General features: G+C 58.1%; 18 protein-coding genes and 1 pseudogene. 7 read left to right on the top strand and 12 right to left on the bottom strand.

From position 1 onward, the window contains the following. Positions 1-37: 37 nt before the first annotated feature. Entirely contained in the window at positions 38-988 is a 951-nt protein-coding gene (locus J2046_RS11805) for a LysR family transcriptional regulator (protein WP_210052179.1), read from the top strand. A 3-nt stretch (positions 989-991) separates the two neighbouring features. On the opposite strand, the gene J2046_RS11810 is transcribed toward J2046_RS11805, so the two are convergent. Then, on the bottom strand, positions 992-1,474 hold the full coding sequence (locus J2046_RS11810) for a hypothetical protein (protein WP_210051932.1): 483 nt from the start codon (positions 1,472-1,474) through the stop codon (positions 992-994). Positions 1,475-1,603: 129 nt separating this feature from the next. Here J2046_RS11810 and tnpA point away from each other — a divergent pair, with 129 nt between their 5' ends. The 4 genes and pseudogenes from tnpA (at position 1,604) to J2046_RS11830 (ending at position 4,298) form a co-directional block, all read left to right on the top strand. Continuing rightward, positions 1,604-1,972, top strand: a complete 369-nt coding sequence (gene tnpA, locus J2046_RS11815) for an IS66-like element accessory protein TnpA (protein ID WP_233469709.1) — start codon at positions 1,604-1,606, stop codon at positions 1,970-1,972. Beyond that, entirely contained in the window at positions 1,969-2,316 is a 348-nt protein-coding gene (gene tnpB, locus J2046_RS11820) for an IS66 family insertion sequence element accessory protein TnpB (RefSeq protein ID WP_014332410.1), read from the top strand. Before tnpA ends, tnpB begins: the two co-directional genes overlap by 4 nt. Before the next feature lie 64 nt (positions 2,317-2,380). Further along, positions 2,381-4,002 (top strand): annotated as a pseudogene (tnpC, locus tag J2046_RS11825) (IS66 family transposase). Further along, positions 4,002-4,298 (top strand): hypothetical protein, encoded by a 297-nt coding sequence (locus tag J2046_RS11830; RefSeq protein ID WP_210051934.1) that lies wholly within the window; start codon positions 4,002-4,004, stop codon positions 4,296-4,298. Before tnpC ends, J2046_RS11830 begins: the two are co-directional and overlap by 1 nt. Before the next feature lie 14 nt (positions 4,299-4,312). Here the strand turns inward: J2046_RS11830 and J2046_RS34230 are convergent, their stop codons facing one another. Beyond that, positions 4,313-4,945 (bottom strand): sulfatase-like hydrolase/transferase, encoded by a 633-nt coding sequence (locus tag J2046_RS34230; protein WP_325169749.1) that lies wholly within the window; start codon positions 4,943-4,945, stop codon positions 4,313-4,315. Between the two features lie 6 nt (positions 4,946-4,951). Continuing rightward, a complete protein-coding gene (locus J2046_RS34235) occupies positions 4,952-5,176 on the bottom strand; it encodes an alkaline phosphatase family protein (protein WP_325169750.1) in 225 nt (74 codons plus the stop codon). Between the two features lie 960 nt (positions 5,177-6,136). Between J2046_RS34235 and J2046_RS11840 the strand changes: the two genes are divergently transcribed. Beyond that, positions 6,137-7,939, top strand: coding sequence for a hypothetical protein (locus J2046_RS11840; protein WP_210051936.1), 1,803 nt, complete (start codon positions 6,137-6,139; stop codon positions 7,937-7,939). A 161-nt stretch (positions 7,940-8,100) separates the two neighbouring features. Here J2046_RS11840 and J2046_RS11845 read toward each other — a convergent pair whose 3' ends face one another. From J2046_RS11845 to J2046_RS11885, 9 genes are all read right to left on the bottom strand, one after another. After that, positions 8,101-9,243, bottom strand: a complete 1,143-nt coding sequence (locus tag J2046_RS11845; RefSeq protein ID WP_210051938.1) for an alpha/beta hydrolase — start codon at positions 9,241-9,243, stop codon at positions 8,101-8,103. Between the two features lie 182 nt (positions 9,244-9,425). After that, complete coding sequence (locus J2046_RS11850; protein WP_210051939.1) at positions 9,426-11,276, bottom strand: mechanosensitive ion channel family protein; 1,851 nt, start codon at positions 11,274-11,276, stop codon at positions 9,426-9,428. Between the two features lie 159 nt (positions 11,277-11,435). After that, positions 11,436-12,209, bottom strand: a complete 774-nt coding sequence (locus tag J2046_RS11855; RefSeq protein ID WP_233469727.1) for a transporter — start codon at positions 12,207-12,209, stop codon at positions 11,436-11,438. A gap of 136 nt (positions 12,210-12,345) precedes the next feature. Further along, entirely contained in the window at positions 12,346-13,335 is a 990-nt protein-coding gene (locus J2046_RS11860; protein ID WP_210051943.1) for a HupE/UreJ family protein, read from the bottom strand. After that, complete coding sequence (locus J2046_RS11865; protein ID WP_233469710.1) at positions 13,332-14,186, bottom strand: peptidyl-prolyl cis-trans isomerase; 855 nt, start codon at positions 14,184-14,186, stop codon at positions 13,332-13,334. The genes J2046_RS11860 and J2046_RS11865 overlap by 4 nt, the downstream gene beginning before the upstream one ends. After that, complete coding sequence (locus tag J2046_RS11870; protein WP_210051945.1) at positions 14,180-14,491, bottom strand: hypothetical protein; 312 nt, start codon at positions 14,489-14,491, stop codon at positions 14,180-14,182. Before J2046_RS11870 ends, J2046_RS11865 begins: the two co-directional genes overlap by 7 nt. A gap of 144 nt (positions 14,492-14,635) precedes the next feature. Further along, positions 14,636-16,582 (bottom strand): DUF3604 domain-containing protein, encoded by a 1,947-nt coding sequence (locus J2046_RS11875; RefSeq protein WP_210051947.1) that lies wholly within the window; start codon positions 16,580-16,582, stop codon positions 14,636-14,638. A gap of 280 nt (positions 16,583-16,862) precedes the next feature. Continuing rightward, the gene (locus tag J2046_RS11880) at positions 16,863-17,189 is read right to left on the bottom strand and encodes a hypothetical protein (RefSeq protein ID WP_210051949.1); all 327 of its coding nucleotides are present in this window, start codon (positions 17,187-17,189) and stop codon (positions 16,863-16,865) included. Next, entirely contained in the window at positions 17,186-18,007 is an 822-nt protein-coding gene (locus tag J2046_RS11885) for a DUF2092 domain-containing protein (protein ID WP_210051951.1), read from the bottom strand. Before J2046_RS11885 ends, J2046_RS11880 begins: the two co-directional genes overlap by 4 nt. Positions 18,008-18,576: 569 nt before the next feature. Between J2046_RS11885 and J2046_RS11890 the strand changes: the two genes are divergently transcribed. Next, the gene (locus J2046_RS11890) at positions 18,577-19,323 is read left to right on the top strand and encodes a hypothetical protein (RefSeq protein ID WP_210052185.1); all 747 of its coding nucleotides are present in this window, start codon (positions 18,577-18,579) and stop codon (positions 19,321-19,323) included. The last annotated feature ends 227 nt before the right edge of the window (positions 19,324-19,550 follow it).

The following is a 19,550-nucleotide window of genomic DNA, read 5'->3' on the forward strand; positions in this document are numbered from 1 at the left end:
CATCGATGTCGATAACCTGGGGATATCGCTTGTGGCGATGCATCATATCTGGCGGCTGCATCATTTTCTGAGTGTTGCGGAACAGGGAAGCTTTCACGCGGCAGCAAGGGCGATCAATGTCAGCCAGCCGGCGTTGACCAAATCGATCCGCCTGCTCGAGCAGGATCTCGGCTGCTCGCTGTTCGTGAGGCTACCGGGTGGCGTGCGGCTAACCGAGGCGGGCGAGCTCTTCCGACACCGGGCACGGGAGATCGAGGCGTCATGGAATGCATCGCTGGTCGAACTCAAGGTGCAAACGCGCGGCCTCGGCGGCGAGATGCGCATCGGTGGCGGACCGGTTTATTCGGCAGTCTATTTTCCCAACATGCTGGCCGACCTGCGTACCAATTTCCCGAACCTGCGGGTCGCAGTGTCGACCGGTGTCGGCGCGGATCTTCTGCCGCTGCTGCAGCGCGGTGATCTGAGATGTTATGCTGGCGGCATTCCCACCGAGATCGACGGACTAGGCCGCGATTTCATCACGGATATCCTCTACGATCAGGAGAATTCACTGTTCGCATCCAGCCAGCATCCGCTGTTCGACGGGGGCGAGATCACGCCCGAGAAGCTTCTCGACTATCCCTGGCTGAGCCTGTTCAGCGGTGGACTGGCGAACGGCAAGATCGATCGATTTTTTGCAAGCCATGAACTGCCAGCACCGCCGCTTGCGCTCGAATCTCATTCCCTGCAGATTGCGCTCAAGATGCTGGTCGAGCACAATTTCATCGCCTGCATGCCGGTGCCGCTCGCCCAGAGCTATTCGACCCTGCAATTGCGCGAAATCCATATGGAAGGTTTCCATTGGAGCATTCCGACCGGCATCACCTATCATCGCTCCTCTAAGGAATTTCCGCCGATCAAGGTGATGCGGAAATTCCTCGAGAAGGCGACTCCCTTTGCAGTGGCCCATCGATCCGACAAGAAAAAGGCCTCGCAAGCGGGGCCTTGAAGGCTATTGCGTAAGCCCATACCACCGATAGACTTCCGGCGGCGCATCGTGTGCCGCGAGTTCACTGAGCAGTAGACGCGTGAGCCGTACCTGATGTCCGGCATCCTCGACAGTTATTTCCTGCTTCGGATCGTTGATGACGTTGTAGAGACGCGTGCCGAGATCCTCGAAACCCTTGCCGTCATTCCGGGGCGGACGAGGCACGCCCTTCAAGGCATCAATGGCGAGCAGCGGTATGCCCTTGGTAAAATCAAACGGCGGCGCCAACCTGGCCGTGCGCAGTTCTTCCGCATCGAACGGCACGGTCATATGCGCGGGCGCCAGCGTGTATTCCACCAGTCCGCCCGCCAGAATATCCGGCGGATAATGATAGAGCACCCATTCGCCATCCGTCACGCCGATCGGCCCGGAAAACACGCCGAATGCCGCAACATCGCGCTGGCGGACATCCTTTTCGAGCAGCGGCAGCAGGCTGCGGGCTCGCACCTCACCTGGGATCTCCAGGCCGTAAAAATCGTAACCGCCCGATTGTGACCGCCTGCCGGATTGGGGCTTGATGGCCTAAGACACGTGTTTAACGACGTCGTTAGGGACGTGTCTTAGGCGAGTGTTACGATGCGCGTGGAAATTCTTGGGCAGGAACGGCGGCGGCGATGGCGCGACGAAGAAAAGCGCGAGATCGTCATGTCGGTTGGGGTTTCGGGAGCTACGGTGACGGAGGTGGCTCATCGGCACCACGTGACGCGGCAGCAGATTTACACCTGGCGCAGCGAGCTGAAGAAGAAGGGATTGTTGTCGTCATCCGCCAATGCGGTGTTTATTCCCGTCGATATGAGTGCCGTGCAGACCGAGCAATATGGCGATCAACAAGACCGATCTGGGATGATCGAGTTGCGATTGCCCCGCGGTCGCAGCCTTTGCTTCGACAGCGGCGTGAACGCCAGCGTCCTGACGCGGCTTATCCGGGCGGTGGAAGCGGCATGATCGGACCAGGAACTGGCGTACGCGTGTACCTGGCTTGCGGGGTTACGGACATGCGCAAAGGAATAGAGGGCCTGGCTGCGCTGGCGCAGGACGTATTGCGCCAGAAGCCGACCGGGGGCGCGGTCTTCGCCTTTCGAGGCAGACGTGGTGATCGTTTGAAGCTCCTTTATTTTGATGGGCAGGGCTTCTGCCTGTATTACAAAATTCTGCAAAAGGGACGTTTCCCCTGGCCTTCGGCGGCCGACGGGACAGCCCGGCTGACGTCGGCGCAGATGGCGATGTTATGGGAAGGGATCGATTGGCGGCGTCCAAACTGGGGCGCACCACCGGCACGTGTCGGCTGATTCTTATCTCTCTGAATCTTATTGTTTTTATGGCAATTCGTCCTGATTTTTGATAGTCATGCTCATGTCGAACGCGACCCAAAATCTTCCCGATGATCCCGCCTTCCTGAAGGCGATGATCGCTGCCTTGCAGGCGGAAAATGCGAAGATGTCGGCGACGTTGCGGGCGCACGACCAATTGATCCAGGACCTGCGGCTGCGCATCGCCAGGCTAAGGAAACAGGCCTTCGGCAAATCCTCCGAGAAGATCGAGCGCGAAATCCAGCAATTGGAACTGGCGCTGGAGGATTTGTTGATCGCAGCGTCGGAGAACAGCACCAAACCAATAGACGAGGACGATGAGATCGTCCCGGAGGCGTCCACAGATCCTTCCAGGGAGAAGGTGATCCGCAGGCGTCCACGCGTATCAGAAAAGGCCGTGCGCGAGCGCAGGGAAATCGATCCCGGCAGAGTCTGCCCCGATTGCGGAGGAGAACTGCGCCTGGTGGGTGAAGACGCCAGCGAAATCCTCGACATGATCGCGGCGCAGATGAAGGTCATCGAGGTCGCCCGGTTAAAGAAGTCCTGCCGTTGCTGCGAGAAGATGGTGCAGTTGCCGGCGCCAAGCCGCCCGATACCGGGCAGCATGGCAGGTGCCGGGCTTCTGGCTTATATCCTGGTCTCGAAGTTCGACGACCATCTGCCCCTCTACCGCCTGAACGAGATCTTCGCCCGCATGGGCGCCGACATTCCCGACAGCACGCTGGTCGATTGGTGCGGTCGCGCCATGCGGGTGCTTCAGCCTTTGATCGAGCGGATCGAGGCGGCGGTCATGGGCAGTGACCTTCTTCATGCCGACGACACCCCGATCCGGGTGCTCGATCGTTCGCTGCGGGATAAGGGGCTGGGCAAAGGCGTGAAGAAAGGCAGGTCTGGGCCTATGTCCGCGATCAACGTCCCTGGGCGGGTGTGGCTCCACCGGGTGCGGTCTATTACTTCGCCCCCGACTGGAAGGAAGAGCACGTACACCGTCACCTCGAACAGACAAGCGACATCCTTCAGGCTGATGGCTACAAAGGCTATGGCAAGCTGTATGATCCTGGAGGGGATGGGACATCCCGCTTCCGTGAGGCGGCCTGCTGGGCACACTGGCGACGCGACTTCCACGATATCTGGACCTCGAATAAATCCGAGATCGCACGCGAGGCTCTCGACCGTATCGGCGCGCTTTACGACATTGAACGTGAGATTGTGGGTCAGCCTGCCGATATCCGCCTCGCCGCGCGTCAAAAGCACAGCAAGGCAAAAGTCGAAGCCTTGCGCGTCTGGACCGAGGCGCAGTTGACCCGCATTCCGGGCAAGGGCGATCTGGCGCAAGCTTTCCGCTATGGCCTGAGTCGGTGGCCATCATTCTGCCTGTTCCTGGAGGACGGCCGTGTCGCGATCGACAACAATGCTGCTGAGCGAGCCCTGCGCCCGGTTGGAATTGGAAGGAAAAATTGGCTCTTTGCCGGCGCAGACACCGGTGCGGAGACACTGGCGCGTGCCATGACGATCATCGAAACGGCCAAGATGAATGGCCTCGATCCGCAGGCCTATCTGGCCGATGTGCTCGATCGTATCCACGATCACAAGATCAATCGCCTCGACGAACTGCTCCCCTGGAATTGGTCACCTGTTGCCGTCATCTGCGCCGAGGCGGCCTGATGGCAACAGTCACTTATGTCCGCACCATCAAATACGTTGCCGAAATTCTTGGCGAGGATCCGGAGCTTCTCCAGGCGATCGTCAGCAACGATGACAACCTGACCTACGGCAGTATCATCAGCGTCTATAACGGTGAGGACGAATCCATCACCGCCCTGACAGACGACGGCATGGAGGAGTTGGAACAAATGTTCTCCTATGCTCGCCGCTCAACTCAGGAATGGAACGACTTCCTCGACAGCTTTATCGACGACGAAGAACTCATCGCCCGCATCAAAGCAAAATCTCCGCGGTAGCAATCGGCCGGTTACTAAAAATCCAGGAAGGTCGGCATCAGATCGCCGGTCTGGGTCAGGCTCAGCCGGTGTTCTCCTGCCCGGTTCTTGAAATCCGGGTGATGTATCATCAGCGGAATATGGGAGATCTCTTCGTAATAGGGCATGCGGATCTTGCCCCACCAACCATGTTCCGACAGGAGGAACCCATGGTCGGTGCTCAGCACGACGCAGGTGTCGTCCCACATATGGTGTTCGTCCATGTAGTCGAGCAGCTTGCCGAAATAGTCGTTGCACATCGCCACAAGCGCCGCATAATTCGCGCGGATTTCGGTCATCTCTTCCGGATTTTCGGCCACCCTGTCGTAATGCGGCCAGTCCAGGATACTGCCCTGATAACCTGTCGCATACAGTTCCTTGAAGCGATCCGCCGCATGGAAAGGCTCATGTGGATCGAAGCATTCGAGCATCAGGAACCAATTGTCGGCCATCCGGTTGCGGTCAAGGAAATCAAAGGCCGAGGCAAAGCAGCGCGGACCGGGCATGTCCTGCTCCTGCTGCATCTCAGTCCGGTTGATCGCATGCTGCAGCCGCTTGCTCGGCTTTTTGACATTGTAATGCCGCTGGTCGAATTTCTCGGCGATCATGTCCAGCGGCGGCGCGACCATCGGAACCTAAGGATCGTATTCCTGCCCGCGGATATAGTCGTAGCTCGAAAATTTCGTGTGAAAACCATGCCCGCCATCTTCGAAGTAGTGCAGGTGATCGGTGATCAGGTGGGTATAGACGCCCTTCCGCTTCATGATCTGCGCGAACGAATTGTCGTATGGCTCCAGAGGTCCCCAGGAGCGGTGCATGAAGTTAAGCCGGCCGGAATGCAGATCGCGCCGTGCCGGCATGCAGGGCAGCGAGCCGGCATAGTGTCTGTCGAAGGTAACTCAGCGCTCGGCGAACCGGTCGAAATTGGGCGTGGCGATGCCGGTTCCGCCATAACAGCCAAGAGCGTCGCGGTTGAGCGAGTCAAAAAGGACGAAGATCGTTTTCATGAGGGTCCTCCCTGCTACCCGTTTAAGGCAAAGATCATCGCCCGCATAATCGCTCCCGGTACTGAGGAGATAACCAGCGGTGATCAGTCATGTACATTTTCGACATTTGCGCTCTGCTGTTTTAGGCAACCAGCCGTGCTCGCCAAGCGCATTGCAAGCCATGTGGGCTTCCGCCGTGTTAAACGCGTACCTCCATAGGAGAAGTCCCATGATCAGGCAGTCTCGAAACATAGATGCGGTCCTTGCCTCGCTTCTCGTCGCTTTCGTTCTGTTGCTCCTGGGACCGAGCGCCGCAACTGGCTGGTGGTCGTCATGAAGGCTGACAAGAAGAAGGTCTACGCCTTCGAAAATCAGAGGCACGGCCTCATCCGGGAGCCGAAGGCTTGGCGGTGCCGTCGGAACTGCGGGGCCTGGCCTATGCTTCTTTGGCTGCCTTTGATGAGGGGGGTGAACTGGAGGATTCTCCGCCGGAACCGTGCTGTGGGGATGGATGCCACGAATGGAGACGGTCAGCCGTACGAGCCTAAATCGCACCAAACTTATCATAGCGGGAACCCGTTCCTTCAGCCAGCGCTGCACGTCGCTGATATCCAAGTCGAGCTACAGCAGTTTCGTAGCCATGGCGTGCCGAAGCAGGTGCGGAAAGACTCGCCTCGTAATGCTCAGACATCGGGCAGTAAGGATATTTCCTAATTGCAGAGATTGCTAAAGTAAGGCATCAGAAACGACAGGAGGATAAAGGCTGCACTTTCGTAAGATGGTGCTGCCTATCATAGCCGACGTGAATTGGCTATTCGAGGGAGGGCAGCGAACATGGTGGAGCACGGTCCCTCAGTCCGTTTACTCGGCGCTGCGCCGTTGGCTGGTTTCGTTCTGGAGGATACGCTGGAGCCAGAGCGCTTCGTTCTTGATGTAAAGGATCAACTGGATCGCATCCTGGCAAGCGAAGAACTTGCCGTTCCCGACCGTGCAAAGAAGTTCCTTAAATATCTGGTGGATGAGACGCTTGCAGGCAGGTCAGACCGAATAAAGGCCTACTCCATTGCAATCGAGGTATTTGGCCGCAGTCAATCATTCGATGCTCAGAACGATCCGGTTGTCCGCATTGAGGCGGGTCGAATCCGCCGCGCACTTGAGCGTTATTATCTGATCGCTGGCCAAGCGGATCCCATTCTCATCAGCGTTCCAAAAGGCTGCTATATACCGCGCTTCGCTCGGCGCCTGACACAGAACACGGGCGGCTCACGGGCCGCCAATGAGTCCGGACAACGACCTGACGCGCAAGCTGAAGTTCCCCACCTGAACCGGAAGATGACGATACTTGGAGCGCTGGCCGCTTCCCTGGCCGTGGGTGCAACAGGTTATTACAATTGGAATGCATCGGACCAGCCGGCCAGCTATGTCGAATATGCGCCGCGGGTGTTTATCAGAGAGTTCGAAGATCTTGGCATCAAGGATCATTCGACGGTATATGCCCGCGGAGTGTCTGCTGAAATTGCAAGTCGGCTCGCCAGATTCAAGGATATAATCGTAATCACCGCGCCTACAAAGGAGACTTATGAACAAGTTCCGGCCAGCGGCGGTATCTTTGACCTGGGCGGGTCCATACATACCTCGGGAACCCATCTCCACCTGATAGTGAACCTTTTGGATGGATCAAGTGGAGAAGTTCTGTGGACTCGAACTTATGATGGTGAGGTCGACGTCGGGAACCCCGTCAACTTCCAGAAATATGTCGCCGACAGGGTCGCAACGGAAATCGGCCAAGCGTATGGAGTCATCGCTCGTGAAAATTTCGTGCGTCTGAAGTCGACTTCCAGCAGCGACACCGAGGCCTATACCTGCCTGATGTCTTACTACGGCTACAGGCAACAGCTCGATGGGAGCCGACGCCCTGATATTTTGAGCTGTCTTGAGAAATCCGTGGAGAGGTTTCCCGAGTATGCCACGGCCTGGGCTTTGCTGGCCGCCGTTCTCCTGGATGAGGAGCGCTTTGGCCCCAGCGATGTCCCCAAAGACCCGACCTCTCTGGAACGCGCGTTTGCGGCCTCACGTACCGCAATCTCACTTGATCCGAACAATATTCGGGCTCAACAAGCCTTGATGACAATCTATTTCCTGATGGACAATGTCGAGATGGGTTTACAGACGGGGCGCGAGGCATTGGCCCTTAATCCGAACGACATGGAACTCACCGGCGAGTTCGGCATTCGTCTGGCCGCATCGGGCTCCCTGGCAGAGGGAGCGGCCCTGATCGAGAAGGCGCTCGCAGACAATCCCAGCAACGCCAACTACTACCTGACGTCACTGGCGATGATTAATTATCTGCTCGGACACTATGCCATTGCGGCAGATCTCATTCGTCGTGTCGAAAACGTCGACAATCCATTGCCGCACCTGATCGCCGCGGCAACCTATGCTCAGAGTGGAATGATGAAAGAAGCGCAAACAAGCGCGGGCCGCTTCTACGCCACGAAATCAGACTTTCTGGACAAGATCGACGCCGAATTGAAAAAGCGAAACTTCTCCGACAGCGACAAAGCGCACTTCCTGGATGGTATTCGCAAGGCCGGCCTGTCGTTTCGAAGCGCATCGCTTGCCTCGGCAGGCCAATGAGCCCATTCCATGTTAAATGCCCTCTTCGCCCGAACATAGCCTACTTGCCGCTCGACGCGGAAGTCAACCGGCAGATAATATATCCTCTACTCAACATATACAACATTCACCTTATACTATAAATCTTGATTCAGGCAGCAACTAATCAGGTCGAAGATTCTTTAGCGTCTCCCGCGATCTACAAGAGTGATCGGAGCGGCCACTGTCGTCGCCGCAACCCTGCCCACCGTATCGACCGCGCGGTAGACAGTCTCGCCGATACCGACATCCGAGTCCGTGAGGGTCTGTCCCGTTACCAGCCGTGAGCCGATCAACTGCACAACCTCAGGGCTCTCCGCGAATTTGCCGTGGTTGAGCCAATCGTCGGTCTTGAGCCTGGTGAGGTCCACCACCGTAACTCCGGCAGTTTCCAACTTGGTACGATATGGTTCGGCTGCAGGATTGATCAGTCCTACCCGGTCGACTCCGCCCGAGATCCGCCGCGACACTTTGAGCGCCCGGTCGTCTTGCGACACAAAAATGGTGATCTTCGGCTTGTTTTCCCCAAGTTCCCACCATTGGCGCCCAAAGACGTCGACGTCGAGATCCGGCGAGGCGAGGATGACATTCTTTATCTTGGCGGCGACCCTTCCGTCACGCAAAGCCATCTGCCTCAGCGATTCCATCGCCAGCCATGTGCCCATAGAATGGGCCATGACGGTTACCTCCTTCACCGTAGGGTCTTCCGCAATGATCCCGAGCCCCTCCTCCAATGCCGTGCGCGAGAAATTCGTGCTTTCCTTGTCATAGTTGTAGTCGAGCACATTTGCACGGGACGGCCATGCAAAGAGCAAGGGAACGACCTCCGCATCGGCATCGTGCACGATCTGTGCAAAGCGAAAAACCGAATCCTCGTAGCGATTATTGAACCCGTGGACGAAGACAAGAACGTGTCCCATCTTATTATACTTCTGAAACCATTTGCGCGCCTCGGTGCCTCGCTCCACATTCTGCGCCCTGACGACCGCAAACTCCTTGCCCGGATCAGGCGGCAACTTCTTTGGCCATTGCACCGTACCGGAGGACCGATGCGGTGGAATCGAAATGGTGATGTCGGTCAACGATAGCGTCAGGCTGCGTTCCCCTGAAAACAGGGTCGCGGAATCACCTGATGGCTTTCGACTGGTGGCAACCAGCATCGTCACGGTCGATGCCGACTGCTGGCCGGCGGCGATCGGGGTAAGAACACCCTCGGGACGTCCCGCACATCCGGCAACAGCCAGGCCGACCAGAAGAGCGACGACCTGGCTCGCACGCTTCCGCATGGAGCCGACAGCTTCGCGGCACGTCCGCTCGCTTGCAGGCAGTGCGATATATCCAGGACCGGCGCGCCGTGGGGTACAATTACGACGACCGATGGAACTCTCGACCAAACGATATCTCCTTTTGAATACTCGATGCCAAAAGGGAATGAGCCGTCCTGCGATCCCGATTTTTCCCGCGGTGCTCAAACCCTCTGCTCGATATCGCCGCTGAACGGCTTGGGAACGGCACGAATGCCATTTTCCCGGAACGCTTGCAGTATTGCCTTCATGGCGGCCTTCCGGATCGGGAACTGCGTCCCGGGCTTTGCCATGAATTTCGCCTTGACGATGAGAGTGCCGTCTTCCACCTCTGTCGAGCCTTGGCTTTTCAAGGGCTGCAGCAGGTTCGGGCTTAGTTCCGGGTCGGCTGCAATTTGCTCTCCGATCGTCTTGAATATCTTGCGCACCAACTCGGTGTCGGTTTCCATGGCAACGCGAAGGGCGATCTTCTCGATGACCCAATCCCTGCTGAAGTTCTGGATCTTTCCCATCTGGCCATAGGGTACGGTTGCTATCGGACCGCGGGAGCCACGCAGGGAGACGGAGCGGATCGAGATTTTCTCGACCGTGCCTTTTGCCCCGGTCGTTTCGATGTATTCCCCATAACGAAAGGCATCGTCGATCAGGAAAAACAGACCTGAGACTACATCCTTGACCAGGGCCTGCGCACCAAAGCTGACGGCCAGGCCGAAGAAGCTCAGGCCGGTGATCAGCGGCCATACGTTGACGCCAACGGTCACCAGCATGGAAAGGATCGCGAAAGCGACGATCAACGACTTGCCGATAGAGCCGAATAGCGGAACAAGCGTGCCCAGCCGCGAACTTGGCATGTTGGATCCCGGCGCAGCATGGTCGGCGGCAGCCATTTGATCCGCCCGCGACACCCGCTCGATCGAAGTGCCGATCAGGTTCCAGCAGAACGCGGTAAACATCCCGATCAAGGCGACCTTGAAAGCATCGAACGCGACATGCCTCAAATCTATGCCGAACCCTACCGCCAGGGGTGTTGCCCATAGCGCGCCCAATGATGCGAGCATGACGATCAGGACGGCAAAACGTGCCGTTTGTCGCCATGCAGCGGCCACGGCGGAGATGTTCGGTGATTGCAGACCGCGTTGCCCCCAATCCCAGATGATCGCATCAAGATGTGGCGTCGCGATCACCACGAGAGCCGTCATCATCACCGCGCCGCCTGGAAGCGCGACCCCCAGCGTTCGGGCCAACTGCGCGTTGGCGACAATCAAGATAATGAAGCCGATCACTATAGCTGGCCATGATCGCGCGAAGCGACTGCGCCAGGCGGCGCGAGGTCGAGGCCCGGCCACTGCTCCGGCAAGCGTCCGCCTATGGCGCCAAACAGCACCGCCAAACAGGATCAGCGTCGGAACGGCCACCAGTCCCGTTCCCAACAGGTCTACCAGGCCGGCACCGGCGCTCCAAAGCCGCAGCGTGGATATGAGCGCCAGCCCGGTGACCGCCCATATCACAGGGAAGGAAAGGTCGCGCACAAATACGGTCAAGCGACCCGGCCGAAGGCGAAAGTCCCGGGGCACCGACGGCAGCAACAACCAGTGCAGCGCAACAAGCACCATCCATCCCGCAACGGTAGATGTGGCCCAAAGCTGGAGAGTTTGCTGCGGCAGACCCTGGGTTGCCACTGCTCGCGCAACCAGGAAACCGATTGCCAGAGCGGTTGCCGCTGACGCCGCCAACAAAAACAAGCGGCGCCAAGCTGTACCGGTACTTTTCTGGATCCGCCGACCGGCAAGAAAAAGTGGAACAGCAACGAGCAAGACGATCAAAACGATCTGGGATCCCAGTGCGAAGGCGGATGTCGACGCTTCTGCTAAGGACGCACGGAATTCTTCATATTCCGCAGGCGCCGCCAACCACGCCAGATATCGCGCATGCAAGCCCTCCATGAATTGCTCGACAAGCAACTGCAGGCGGATAACGAGCAAGGCAAGACCGGTACTCGAAGTATTCTCATCCATTCCCCGGGTCCTCCAATGGCGCTCCAGCAGCAATCATGTGTGATCGTCTCCAGACAAAAGGGGGTCGACGTATTGGCTGGCGCCCGCACTGTCGCCTCGTATAGGATCGTTAAAACGACGCACAACGGAACTGCGGCGGCCGGCCGGCGCCTTCCAAATCTACTTCGGGAACAGCAGGGTGAGCCCCAGCCGGAACCCTATGCCCTCAGGCCCACCCTTGGGGCTTTCCGCCCAGTATCGGATACCGGCGGTCAAGCTGATCGGCTGCTTGTCCAGCACGATAAGTTTTGCAACCGAAAAGTTGACCGGGACAGACCATGAATCGTCCTCCCAGTTGTATGTGCTTTCGCTGTTGAGTGTGAATGTCCACGCGTCGGGCGTCGTGTATGAGAGGAAGGGCTGCAGGAACGTCGCGTTGACATCAGGCCGGCTGCCGTCTCCGCCGAATGACCAGATGTGATTGCCAAGCGCTCCGATGGTCCATCCGTCGCTCTGCTTCAAGGCGACGGTCGTCGGGCCGGCGCCCCATTTTTCGCCACCCAGCAGGTCGTCGGTTGCCGTCGGAAGAAGGAAGACGGGACCGACGCCCCAGACGATACCGCCCTCCGTCGGCTTGACCGGCGATAGAAAAAAGCTCTGGACCACGTCGCCTAGTCCGAACTGCTCACCCGATGGCCCGGCAATATCGTTCTGCCAGGTGATCGGGACGATTGTCCGGGAGATCAGGTTCCACTCGTCATTGATGGAGAACGGTATGACAGGCTGCACATTGACTAAGCCCCTGTCACCATCATCAGGTCCGTAACCGTGATCATAATTGAACTGAAAGGGCACGCTTATCAACGACGCGATCGGATTGGAAAGTTGCTTGGCCAGTTCCTGAGTTCCCTCCTGAGCCGCCGCGTGGCCGGCGATGGCCAAAGCCGCAATCATGACGGATGCGCAGGCTGCGATTGAAAATTCTGATGCAGGTCGCATGGCTCCCCTCCAGGGCCTGGTTCGTTTTTGCTGCTATTGCGTGTCGTTCCTCAGTTTTTAAAAACGAGCGGCCGGCGGTCGCATTTCATGGTCAGAAGCTGGCCAGCCTCCCCACCAGCCAGAATGTAGAAATCGCGCCGAGCAGATAGCCGGAAGCTGTGCGCAGCAAAGCGAACGAGATGCTGAACAAGCCGATGACCGCCCGCAACAGGACGAAAGCCAGGGTCAGGAACAATAGCTGGCCCACCTCTACCCCCACATTGAATGTCAAAAGGGCGAGCGGTACATCGGATTGCGGCAGGCCGATCTCCTTTAGTGCACCGGCAAATCCAAATCCGTGAAGCAGTCCGAAAGCGAAAGCGACCAGCCATGGATAGCTCTCGGAAAGGCGCTTGCTGCCCGGCTTCATCTTGACCAATTCGCTGGCGACGAAAGCGATGCTGAGTGCGATCGTCGCTTCCACCGGTTTCTGCGGCAGACTGAAATATCCCAGTGACGCTCCGGCCAGCGTAATGCTGTGGGCGATGGTGAAAGCCGTTACCGTCTTGATCAGGATCACGGGATCGCGGATCAGCAGAAAGAGGGCGAAAACGAACAGCAGATGGTCGAAGCCGGAGAGGATGTGATCGACGCCCAAACGGAAATAGGTCGACGCCACCTCGAGGCTGGTCTGCGCGTCCGCGACGATGAAGGTGGCCGCCTCCGGCTTGAGGCGCGAGATCTCCGTCGTACCGTCCCGGTGGGCGATGCGCGCCAGGGCATCGGTCATCGTCGAGCGCAGGCCATCGATGGCGATTTCCTTGCCTTTCAGCCCACCCTCGCAAGTAGCGCTCCAGCGCTCGATGTAGGCGCCGCCCTCGATCGATCTGCGGGGCTTGGCGTTCGCCCTGCAAGTGTCCGGCAAACGCACATAAAGCCCCAGGCGCATCTCGCCCTGCGCCGGCACTTTCCAGACCAGGGCGAATTCGTCGGGTGCGGTTTCCCGCATGTCGAGATAGGCCGGCCGCATCTCGTGAGCAGCCGCCGGTGACGCTACAAATGCCAGCGAGAGGATTGCCAGCAGGGTGCCGAATCGCATCATGGGACGATCCCCGCTACGGCAAGGTTCTCGATGGTCACGTCATAGCGCTTGAGAAGCTCAGCGAAGCGACGGTCTTCGAGCGCGACGCGTCTGTCATTCGCCCATTCGCGCATCACCGCGGCGCGAACGTCGCCGAGTGCCGGCAAACGACCCGGCTTGCGTTCCGTCACCCGAACCAGGTGAAGGCCGAAGCCGGAGGCGACAGGACCGATCCATTGGCCCACGGACGCCTTGTCGAGCGCTTCGGCGAATTCGCCGCCAAACATCTGGGCGATTGCTGTCTTGCCGGTCAATTCCACCACCGGCGGAAGCTGCGTGACATCGCCGAGGGAAGCCGGATCCGTTGAAGGAACCGTCGCCAACGCCTCCAGGGTGGAAGCGGCGTTCCTGGCAATCGCGTCGCCTTGCCGCTCGGGGTTGAGGAAGACCTGCTGGAAAGCCAGCATCGGATCGGTCTCGAATGCGCCGGGATGCGCATTCAGATAGACATTCAGTTCCGCATCCGTCGGCACCGGCGCATCGGCTTCGTCTATGACGAGAAATTCCATTTTCTGACGCAGCCGGCGTCGGATGACCGTGTCATCCTTGTCGAGCCCGAGTGCCAGCGCTTCACGAACAAGAATCTCTTCCCTGACATGATCGTCGATCAAGCCCTTCAGTTCACGCCCCGTCGGCGGCCGCTGCCAGGTCTTGGTGAAGACCGAGCCCATCTGCTCGATCTTCGAGGCCGTGACAACGATCACGTCCGGCGCCGGCACACTCTTGTCGCCGACAACGCCATGCATCGCGAAGATGGCAAGGGCAATCAGAAAAAAATGAACGAGCGGTTCCTTCAGAAGTCGCTTCACCATGACGCAGCACTTCCGCGCACCCAGGCAATCGCGCATGCTTCATGCTGTGCATGTGCGACGAGAGACAGTGTAGGCACCAGGGCTGAAACGGCGGAAATCCATGAACCAGCGATACGCACGCCGATGCGTCGCCATTCTTTCGTCTGACCAATCGTCAGGCCTGTGACAATCGTCGCGACACAGAAGACACCGCAAGCCTGGCCTGCAAAGGCGACCAGTCCGTCCCGGTCGCTCGCATCCATCGGGGCGGAATCGAGACCGATCGCCAGACCGGCAATAGCTGCCGCCGGAACAATTGCACCCATGGGGGCCTGCCGGCCGAGTATGACCGCGTCGCCCGCGGGCAAGGCTCCGGCAAGGAGCCGCGGCTCGCTTGCCCCGCCGAAGCGAGTTGGCAGGATCCGCAATACCGACACTCCCCGCTTAAGCCACACAGAAGCACCTCACCCTCAGGGCGTGTACCAGATGGGCGACGTGTAGGCGCGCTCCGTCATCGTCATCGTAGTCCCTTCCAGCGGTTTCGTACCGAAGCGCTTGGCGTCATAGGCAGTCCAGCGCGGGGTCGGAATCTCTATCACGCGGCCATAATAGAAGGCCTTTTGCATCGGATCGAAATCCGGGTCAGTCCAGACCGCAATCAGTTCCGGTGCACCGATCGTGTTGGTCCAGGTCGCGTTCCCGACGTCGACAGTGCTGCCAACCGATGGCAGCTTGCCATCGGCATCGGGCTTGCGGTCACCACCCCATACCACATTATAGACCTGCTCATGGGTTTCACCCTTGTCATCAAGCCATCCCTTGACGATCTGATACCGGTCGAGATTGGCCCCTATGGGGTCTTTCAAAGCTGCGACGAGAAAGCTGGGCGCCTTATTCTCCGGGGCCGGCCCGAGATCGCCTCCCATCGGCACACCCTTGCCATAACCGATGGCGCCCGGATTGCGGTTTGAAGCGTCCGCCGGCTCGAAATCGAAACCGCCGAAGAAACGAACCATCATGCGCGACCCGGTGGTGGCGTAGGTCTCCTTACGCTGCATCGCGTCCCAGATCGCTTCACGAGTGTTGTCGGCTGCCCATACGGCGGCATAGCCGGAGGCGCTCACCTGCCAATCCATGACCTTGATATTGGTCTGCGGATTACTGACGAAAGTGGCAGTAAGCCGCTCGGGGCTCGGTTCCTGCGGCGTTGTCTTGCCGAAGAAATTGTCTTCTTCCATCGCGGCAAGCCCGGTATGGGCGTCGGAACTGCCGATCATGCCGAACTTGTAGGGGTTGGTGCCAAGTTCGGCCTCGAGCTTGAGACCGTTCCGCAGCGCCGACCGTGCATATTCGAACTCGATCATCTCCGGCTTCTTGGCTACGCTCGCGTCCAGATTGCCAAAATCCCAGGTCTCGAAATCGGCAAACTCGTCATTGGGGGAAAGCCTGGGATGGGTTTCCCCATCGCCCTTTGTCTGGGTCGCTTCGTAGAGGCGCTCCCACCTTGCGCGCTCTTCCACATATTCCTTGTCCACCGGCTTGCCGGTGAAGGATTCGATCATCGGAAACATGATGCCGTTGGAGAGGTTGCCGTTATGGGCAATGGCGAGCACGCTCCCTCCCGTTTTGTCCTCATAGGCCTGCATCCATTTCCAGAGGTCGCGCGGGTTGTCGCTGCCGAGCGGTTTCATCGTCGTGTAAGGCACGATCTGCTCGGCCTTATCGCCATTGTCGCGCAAGATCACATTGCGGTGCAGGTTGTTGCCGCCCGTGTTCGAAGTCCACTCATAACCAATGAGGGCCGTGAACCGGCCTGGATCGTTGTATTCTTCCGCCGCCTTGACCGTATCCTGCCATGCCGACTTGTAGGGCCGCGTTTCGGGACCATAGATCATGCTCTTCGGCAGCGTCCCGGCGCTGAAACTCATGATGATCTGCAGTGCAGCCTCTCCTCCCCGCCCGGATTTGATCATATCGTACCAGGTCTTGGCCTGCGGATCGGAAAGCACCTCGGCCTTGCCGGCAAACAGGTCCGGAAACATGCCCATATTGTCGGAATGGTCAGCCACAACCAGGAAGTCGAGCGGCCGCGACAGCCTGGCCGGCTCTCCGCCAGATGCAATGATCTGCTCACCTCGTGCAAAGCGATAGGCGTCGCGCGGCGTCAATCGCGCGCCGAATGCGCCAGCGTCGAAGGATGCAGCCGTGTGCAGATGGGTATCTCCGAACAAGGGTCGGGTCGGGAAACTGCGATCGGCATAGGGTGAATAAGGCCTTTTGCCGGGGAAGACCTTCTCCGCCTTCGCCTGATCGAGGGTGCCGACGTCGCTGCGGGCATCCACCGCAAGAGCGGGCAGGCCAAGACAGGAGCAGGCGACAGCGGTCAAGAGAACCCTGATCGTTGATATTTCCACCATGTCTTCCTCCATTACCACACAAGACTTAGTAATTTTATCATAAAATAATCGTTATTACATCAGTCAACCGAATATTACTTCCCTACAATAACATTATTTAGATAAAACGATCTATTTTCATAAAGTAAATTCACAGAAACCCGTCCGGAAAGTACAAATGCTGCACAGCAGACTTCCGAATCTGCTTTTCCTGCTGTCAACGCGATAGCCGGGAACGCTTCCGTTCGAAACAGCGTCGAGGAGACGCTCGATCTCTTGGTTTCGCGCAAACCATCCCGCATCAGTCGACATAGACGACAACATAACGCCCACCATAGGATTGATAGTATGCTCCAGCGCAAGACCACATGGAAACGCCGTTGATAACGACGGTTGAGCAACCCCTTGGCAGCGTCGCAACATAGATGGTGGAGCGGCGCACGACGCGACGGGTGGTTCGGCGCGCCACGCCCGCAACGCTGCCGGGAGTGGTTGGCCTGCCCACTCTCGCCTGTGCATCGGAGACCACGAAATCCGCAGGGATTACGGCGCCGTTCGTCCAGTAATCCGCCGCCATCAGGCCGCAGATGAGTGTTGCCGCCGACAGGCACCGACCTACCGATTTCATTGCGCATCCTCCAGAGTGATATCGCCGATCACATCGGAACCGATCTGCTCGATTTTCTTCGCACCAGCGGGCGGAGAGAACGTGAATATCGACTCGTCGAGTTTGGGCTCGACATTCCAGTTGGTCAGCCGCACCGAGTATTGCGGCGCTCCGGTCACCCATTTGGAGGTGATCACATATTTGACCGGCACCGGCTGCTCGCCCTTGCGTATCCAGATCTGCCAATCGACTATTTCCGTGCGGAAAGCGAGATGGTCGCATTCCACGCCACCGACAAAAGCCGTGCCGACGAAACTTCCTTCATCGACTGTTTCGGTGAGGACTGCGTAGGGATCAGCCGACAGCAGATCGGCACCCGCAGCGTCCAGTCCTGTCGATATGCGGAATTCCTCAAGTCCCGTATCGATGGTCGTTCCTGGGTTTTCCATCTGGGCGAATATGTTGAGCCCGCGGCCGTAGAGAAAAATGAGCTTTCCGTTCAACGTTGCTTCAACGTCGGCATAAGGACCTTTCCGCGTTACGTGCAGCTTGTCGGGCCGCGATGCCATCACCGCACCCGAGGCGCTGTACTGCAGCTTCTGCCCCCATCGATCAATGATCTCCTGGTCGGTATCGTAGTCGAAGCTCAGCGTCTTCAACCCACCGAGATAAGACGCCATCGCGTGCAATAGCTTGTCGGCATCCCCATCGATCGCGCTTTGGCTTGATGCCGGGGAACAGGACAACCCCAAGGCAAGCAACGTCGCAAGAACAAGAAGATGAGGCCTTGCATGGTTTCGCCCATTCGAACGACCGCAACATATCCGGGTGTCCCTCATGACTTCCTCGCCTGAAACAGTCTTTTCTATGCGGCTATTCTTTCCCTATCACGCCAGGCTGCCCACGATGTGGCGGAGCCCTGTAGCATCCTGTAGATTCGGGTATCGCTGAACAGGGATCCGCACCGACGACTTCGGAGCCTTGACTTGGAAGAGTGCTGGCGCCTTTGCCTTGGGAAAACCGCCGGCATGGGGACTAATAAACAGACGCACCCTCGGTTCGACGCTCGCCACCATATCGATCATGCCGCTTCTCTCGGTGCCACGACACCAGCGAGTCCACCGGATGAAGATACTTGGCAACGAGAGCCAGAAAATTTGCGGCACCAGTTCCCTACAAATTTATCGGCGATACCGCAATGTATCATACAGGTTCATCTTGATGTATTATACAAAAATAAGCTGTCTTTTGTGTAAAGATCAATTGAAACCGACAAAATCATCATTAGTATTTAAACATTCGCGCTTCGCAATTAAGATAAGTAGATTACCCGGGGAGATCACCGCGAACAAAGGAGATAAGCTTGCCAAACTACTTTGTATTTGGAATATCTCTCGCTTGCTATCTGATGGCTGGCACGGCGAGCCGAGCGGCCGACGTCACGCCCCTCCTGGCGCAGGATCCCAACATGGTCGAGGCGCAGGATGGCTGGACGTTCACTTTCGCACCTTATTTCTGGGGCACGAGTATTTCCGGCGACACTGCACAATTCAGCCTGCCAAGCGTTCATATCGACGCCGATTTTGGCGACGTCCTCGATCATCTTGATTTCGCCGCCATGGCAGCGGGTGAAGCGCGATACGACCGCTTCAGCATTATTGGAGATATCGAATACGCGAAGCTCTCTGTGGGGGCGTCAACTCCGTTGGGCATATTGGCTTCGGACGTCGAGGTTGCGACGGAGATGTTTACCGGATTGGTCGGCGCGGGTTATTCCGTTCTGGCGGATTCATTCGGTTATCTCGACATCGTGGCCGGTATCAAGGTATGGTCCGTCGATACCACGATTTCGTTTAGTGGCGGCCTCCTTGACGGCGTGGAGCGCAGTGATAGCGCAACCTGGGTGGATGGATTGGCCGGCATTCGCGGTCGCTATTCGATAACGCCCGAAGTCTACATAACCGGCTGGGGCCTTGTCGGAGGAGGCGGAGCCGATCTCGATTGGGACGTCGCATTGGCCCTCGGCTACAATTTCAACGAAAGATTCTCGATGATCGCGGGATATCGGGCGGCAGGTGTGGACTATAGCGATGACGGGTTCGTTTTCGACGTCATCCAGCAGGGGCCTATCTTGAGCCTCGCCTTGCGGTTCTAGGGCAATTCCAGCAGGAGGCGGGCAAGTTGCGACCCGGCGCCTCGATGAGCCCCACCACCTCTGCCTCGCTCGTCAGGCTGCAGAGGACGTATTTGCCGCGCCGCGCCGTCTCAACGAGGCGCGTGCGCCGAAGGATCTGGCACCCGCCCTGATCTGGCTGGGATGGAGGAACCATAGGATAGCGAGAGCCGCCATCGCGGGGGAATGAAACAACAGTAGAGCGATCA

It is taken from the genome of Neorhizobium petrolearium, assembly GCF_017873175.1.
Taxonomy (GTDB): Bacteria; Pseudomonadota; Alphaproteobacteria; order Rhizobiales; family Rhizobiaceae; genus Neorhizobium; species Neorhizobium petrolearium.

Bases quoted from the DNA above. Each gene is read 5' to 3' on its own strand.
- J2046_RS11805 (WP_210052179.1), top strand. From the start codon at position 38: ATGCATCATATCTGGCGGCTGCATCATTTTCTGAGTGTTGCGGAACAG.
- tnpA (WP_233469709.1), top strand. From the start codon at position 1,604: ATGCGCGTGGAAATTCTTGGGCAGGAACGGCGGCGGCGATGGCGCGAC.
- tnpB (WP_014332410.1), top strand. From the start codon at position 1,969: ATGATCGGACCAGGAACTGGCGTACGCGTGTACCTGGCTTGCGGGGTT.
- J2046_RS11830 (WP_210051934.1), top strand. From the start codon at position 4,002: ATGGCAACAGTCACTTATGTCCGCACCATCAAATACGTTGCCGAAATT.
- J2046_RS34230 (WP_325169749.1), bottom strand. From the start codon at position 4,945: ATGGTCGCGCCGCCGCTGGACATGATCGCCGAGAAATTCGACCAGCGG.
- J2046_RS34235 (WP_325169750.1), bottom strand. From the start codon at position 5,176: ATGCCGGCACGGCGCGATCTGCATTCCGGCCGGCTTAACTTCATGCAC.
- J2046_RS11840 (WP_210051936.1), top strand. From the start codon at position 6,137: ATGGTGGAGCACGGTCCCTCAGTCCGTTTACTCGGCGCTGCGCCGTTG.
- J2046_RS11845 (WP_210051938.1), bottom strand. From the start codon at position 9,243: ATGCGGAAGCGTGCGAGCCAGGTCGTCGCTCTTCTGGTCGGCCTGGCT.
- J2046_RS11850 (WP_210051939.1), bottom strand. From the start codon at position 11,276: ATGGATGAGAATACTTCGAGTACCGGTCTTGCCTTGCTCGTTATCCGC.
- J2046_RS11855 (WP_233469727.1), bottom strand. From the start codon at position 12,209: ATGATTGCGGCTTTGGCCATCGCCGGCCACGCGGCGGCTCAGGAGGGA.
- J2046_RS11860 (WP_210051943.1), bottom strand. From the start codon at position 13,335: ATGATGCGATTCGGCACCCTGCTGGCAATCCTCTCGCTGGCATTTGTA.
- J2046_RS11865 (WP_233469710.1), bottom strand. From the start codon at position 14,186: ATGGTGAAGCGACTTCTGAAGGAACCGCTCGTTCATTTTTTTCTGATT.
- J2046_RS11870 (WP_210051945.1), bottom strand. From the start codon at position 14,491: ATGGGTGCAATTGTTCCGGCGGCAGCTATTGCCGGTCTGGCGATCGGT.
- J2046_RS11875 (WP_210051947.1), bottom strand. From the start codon at position 16,582: ATGGTGGAAATATCAACGATCAGGGTTCTCTTGACCGCTGTCGCCTGC.
- J2046_RS11880 (WP_210051949.1), bottom strand. From the start codon at position 17,189: ATGAAATCGGTAGGTCGGTGCCTGTCGGCGGCAACACTCATCTGCGGC.
- J2046_RS11885 (WP_210051951.1), bottom strand. From the start codon at position 18,007: ATGAGGGACACCCGGATATGTTGCGGTCGTTCGAATGGGCGAAACCAT.
- J2046_RS11890 (WP_210052185.1), top strand. From the start codon at position 18,577: ATGGCTGGCACGGCGAGCCGAGCGGCCGACGTCACGCCCCTCCTGGCG.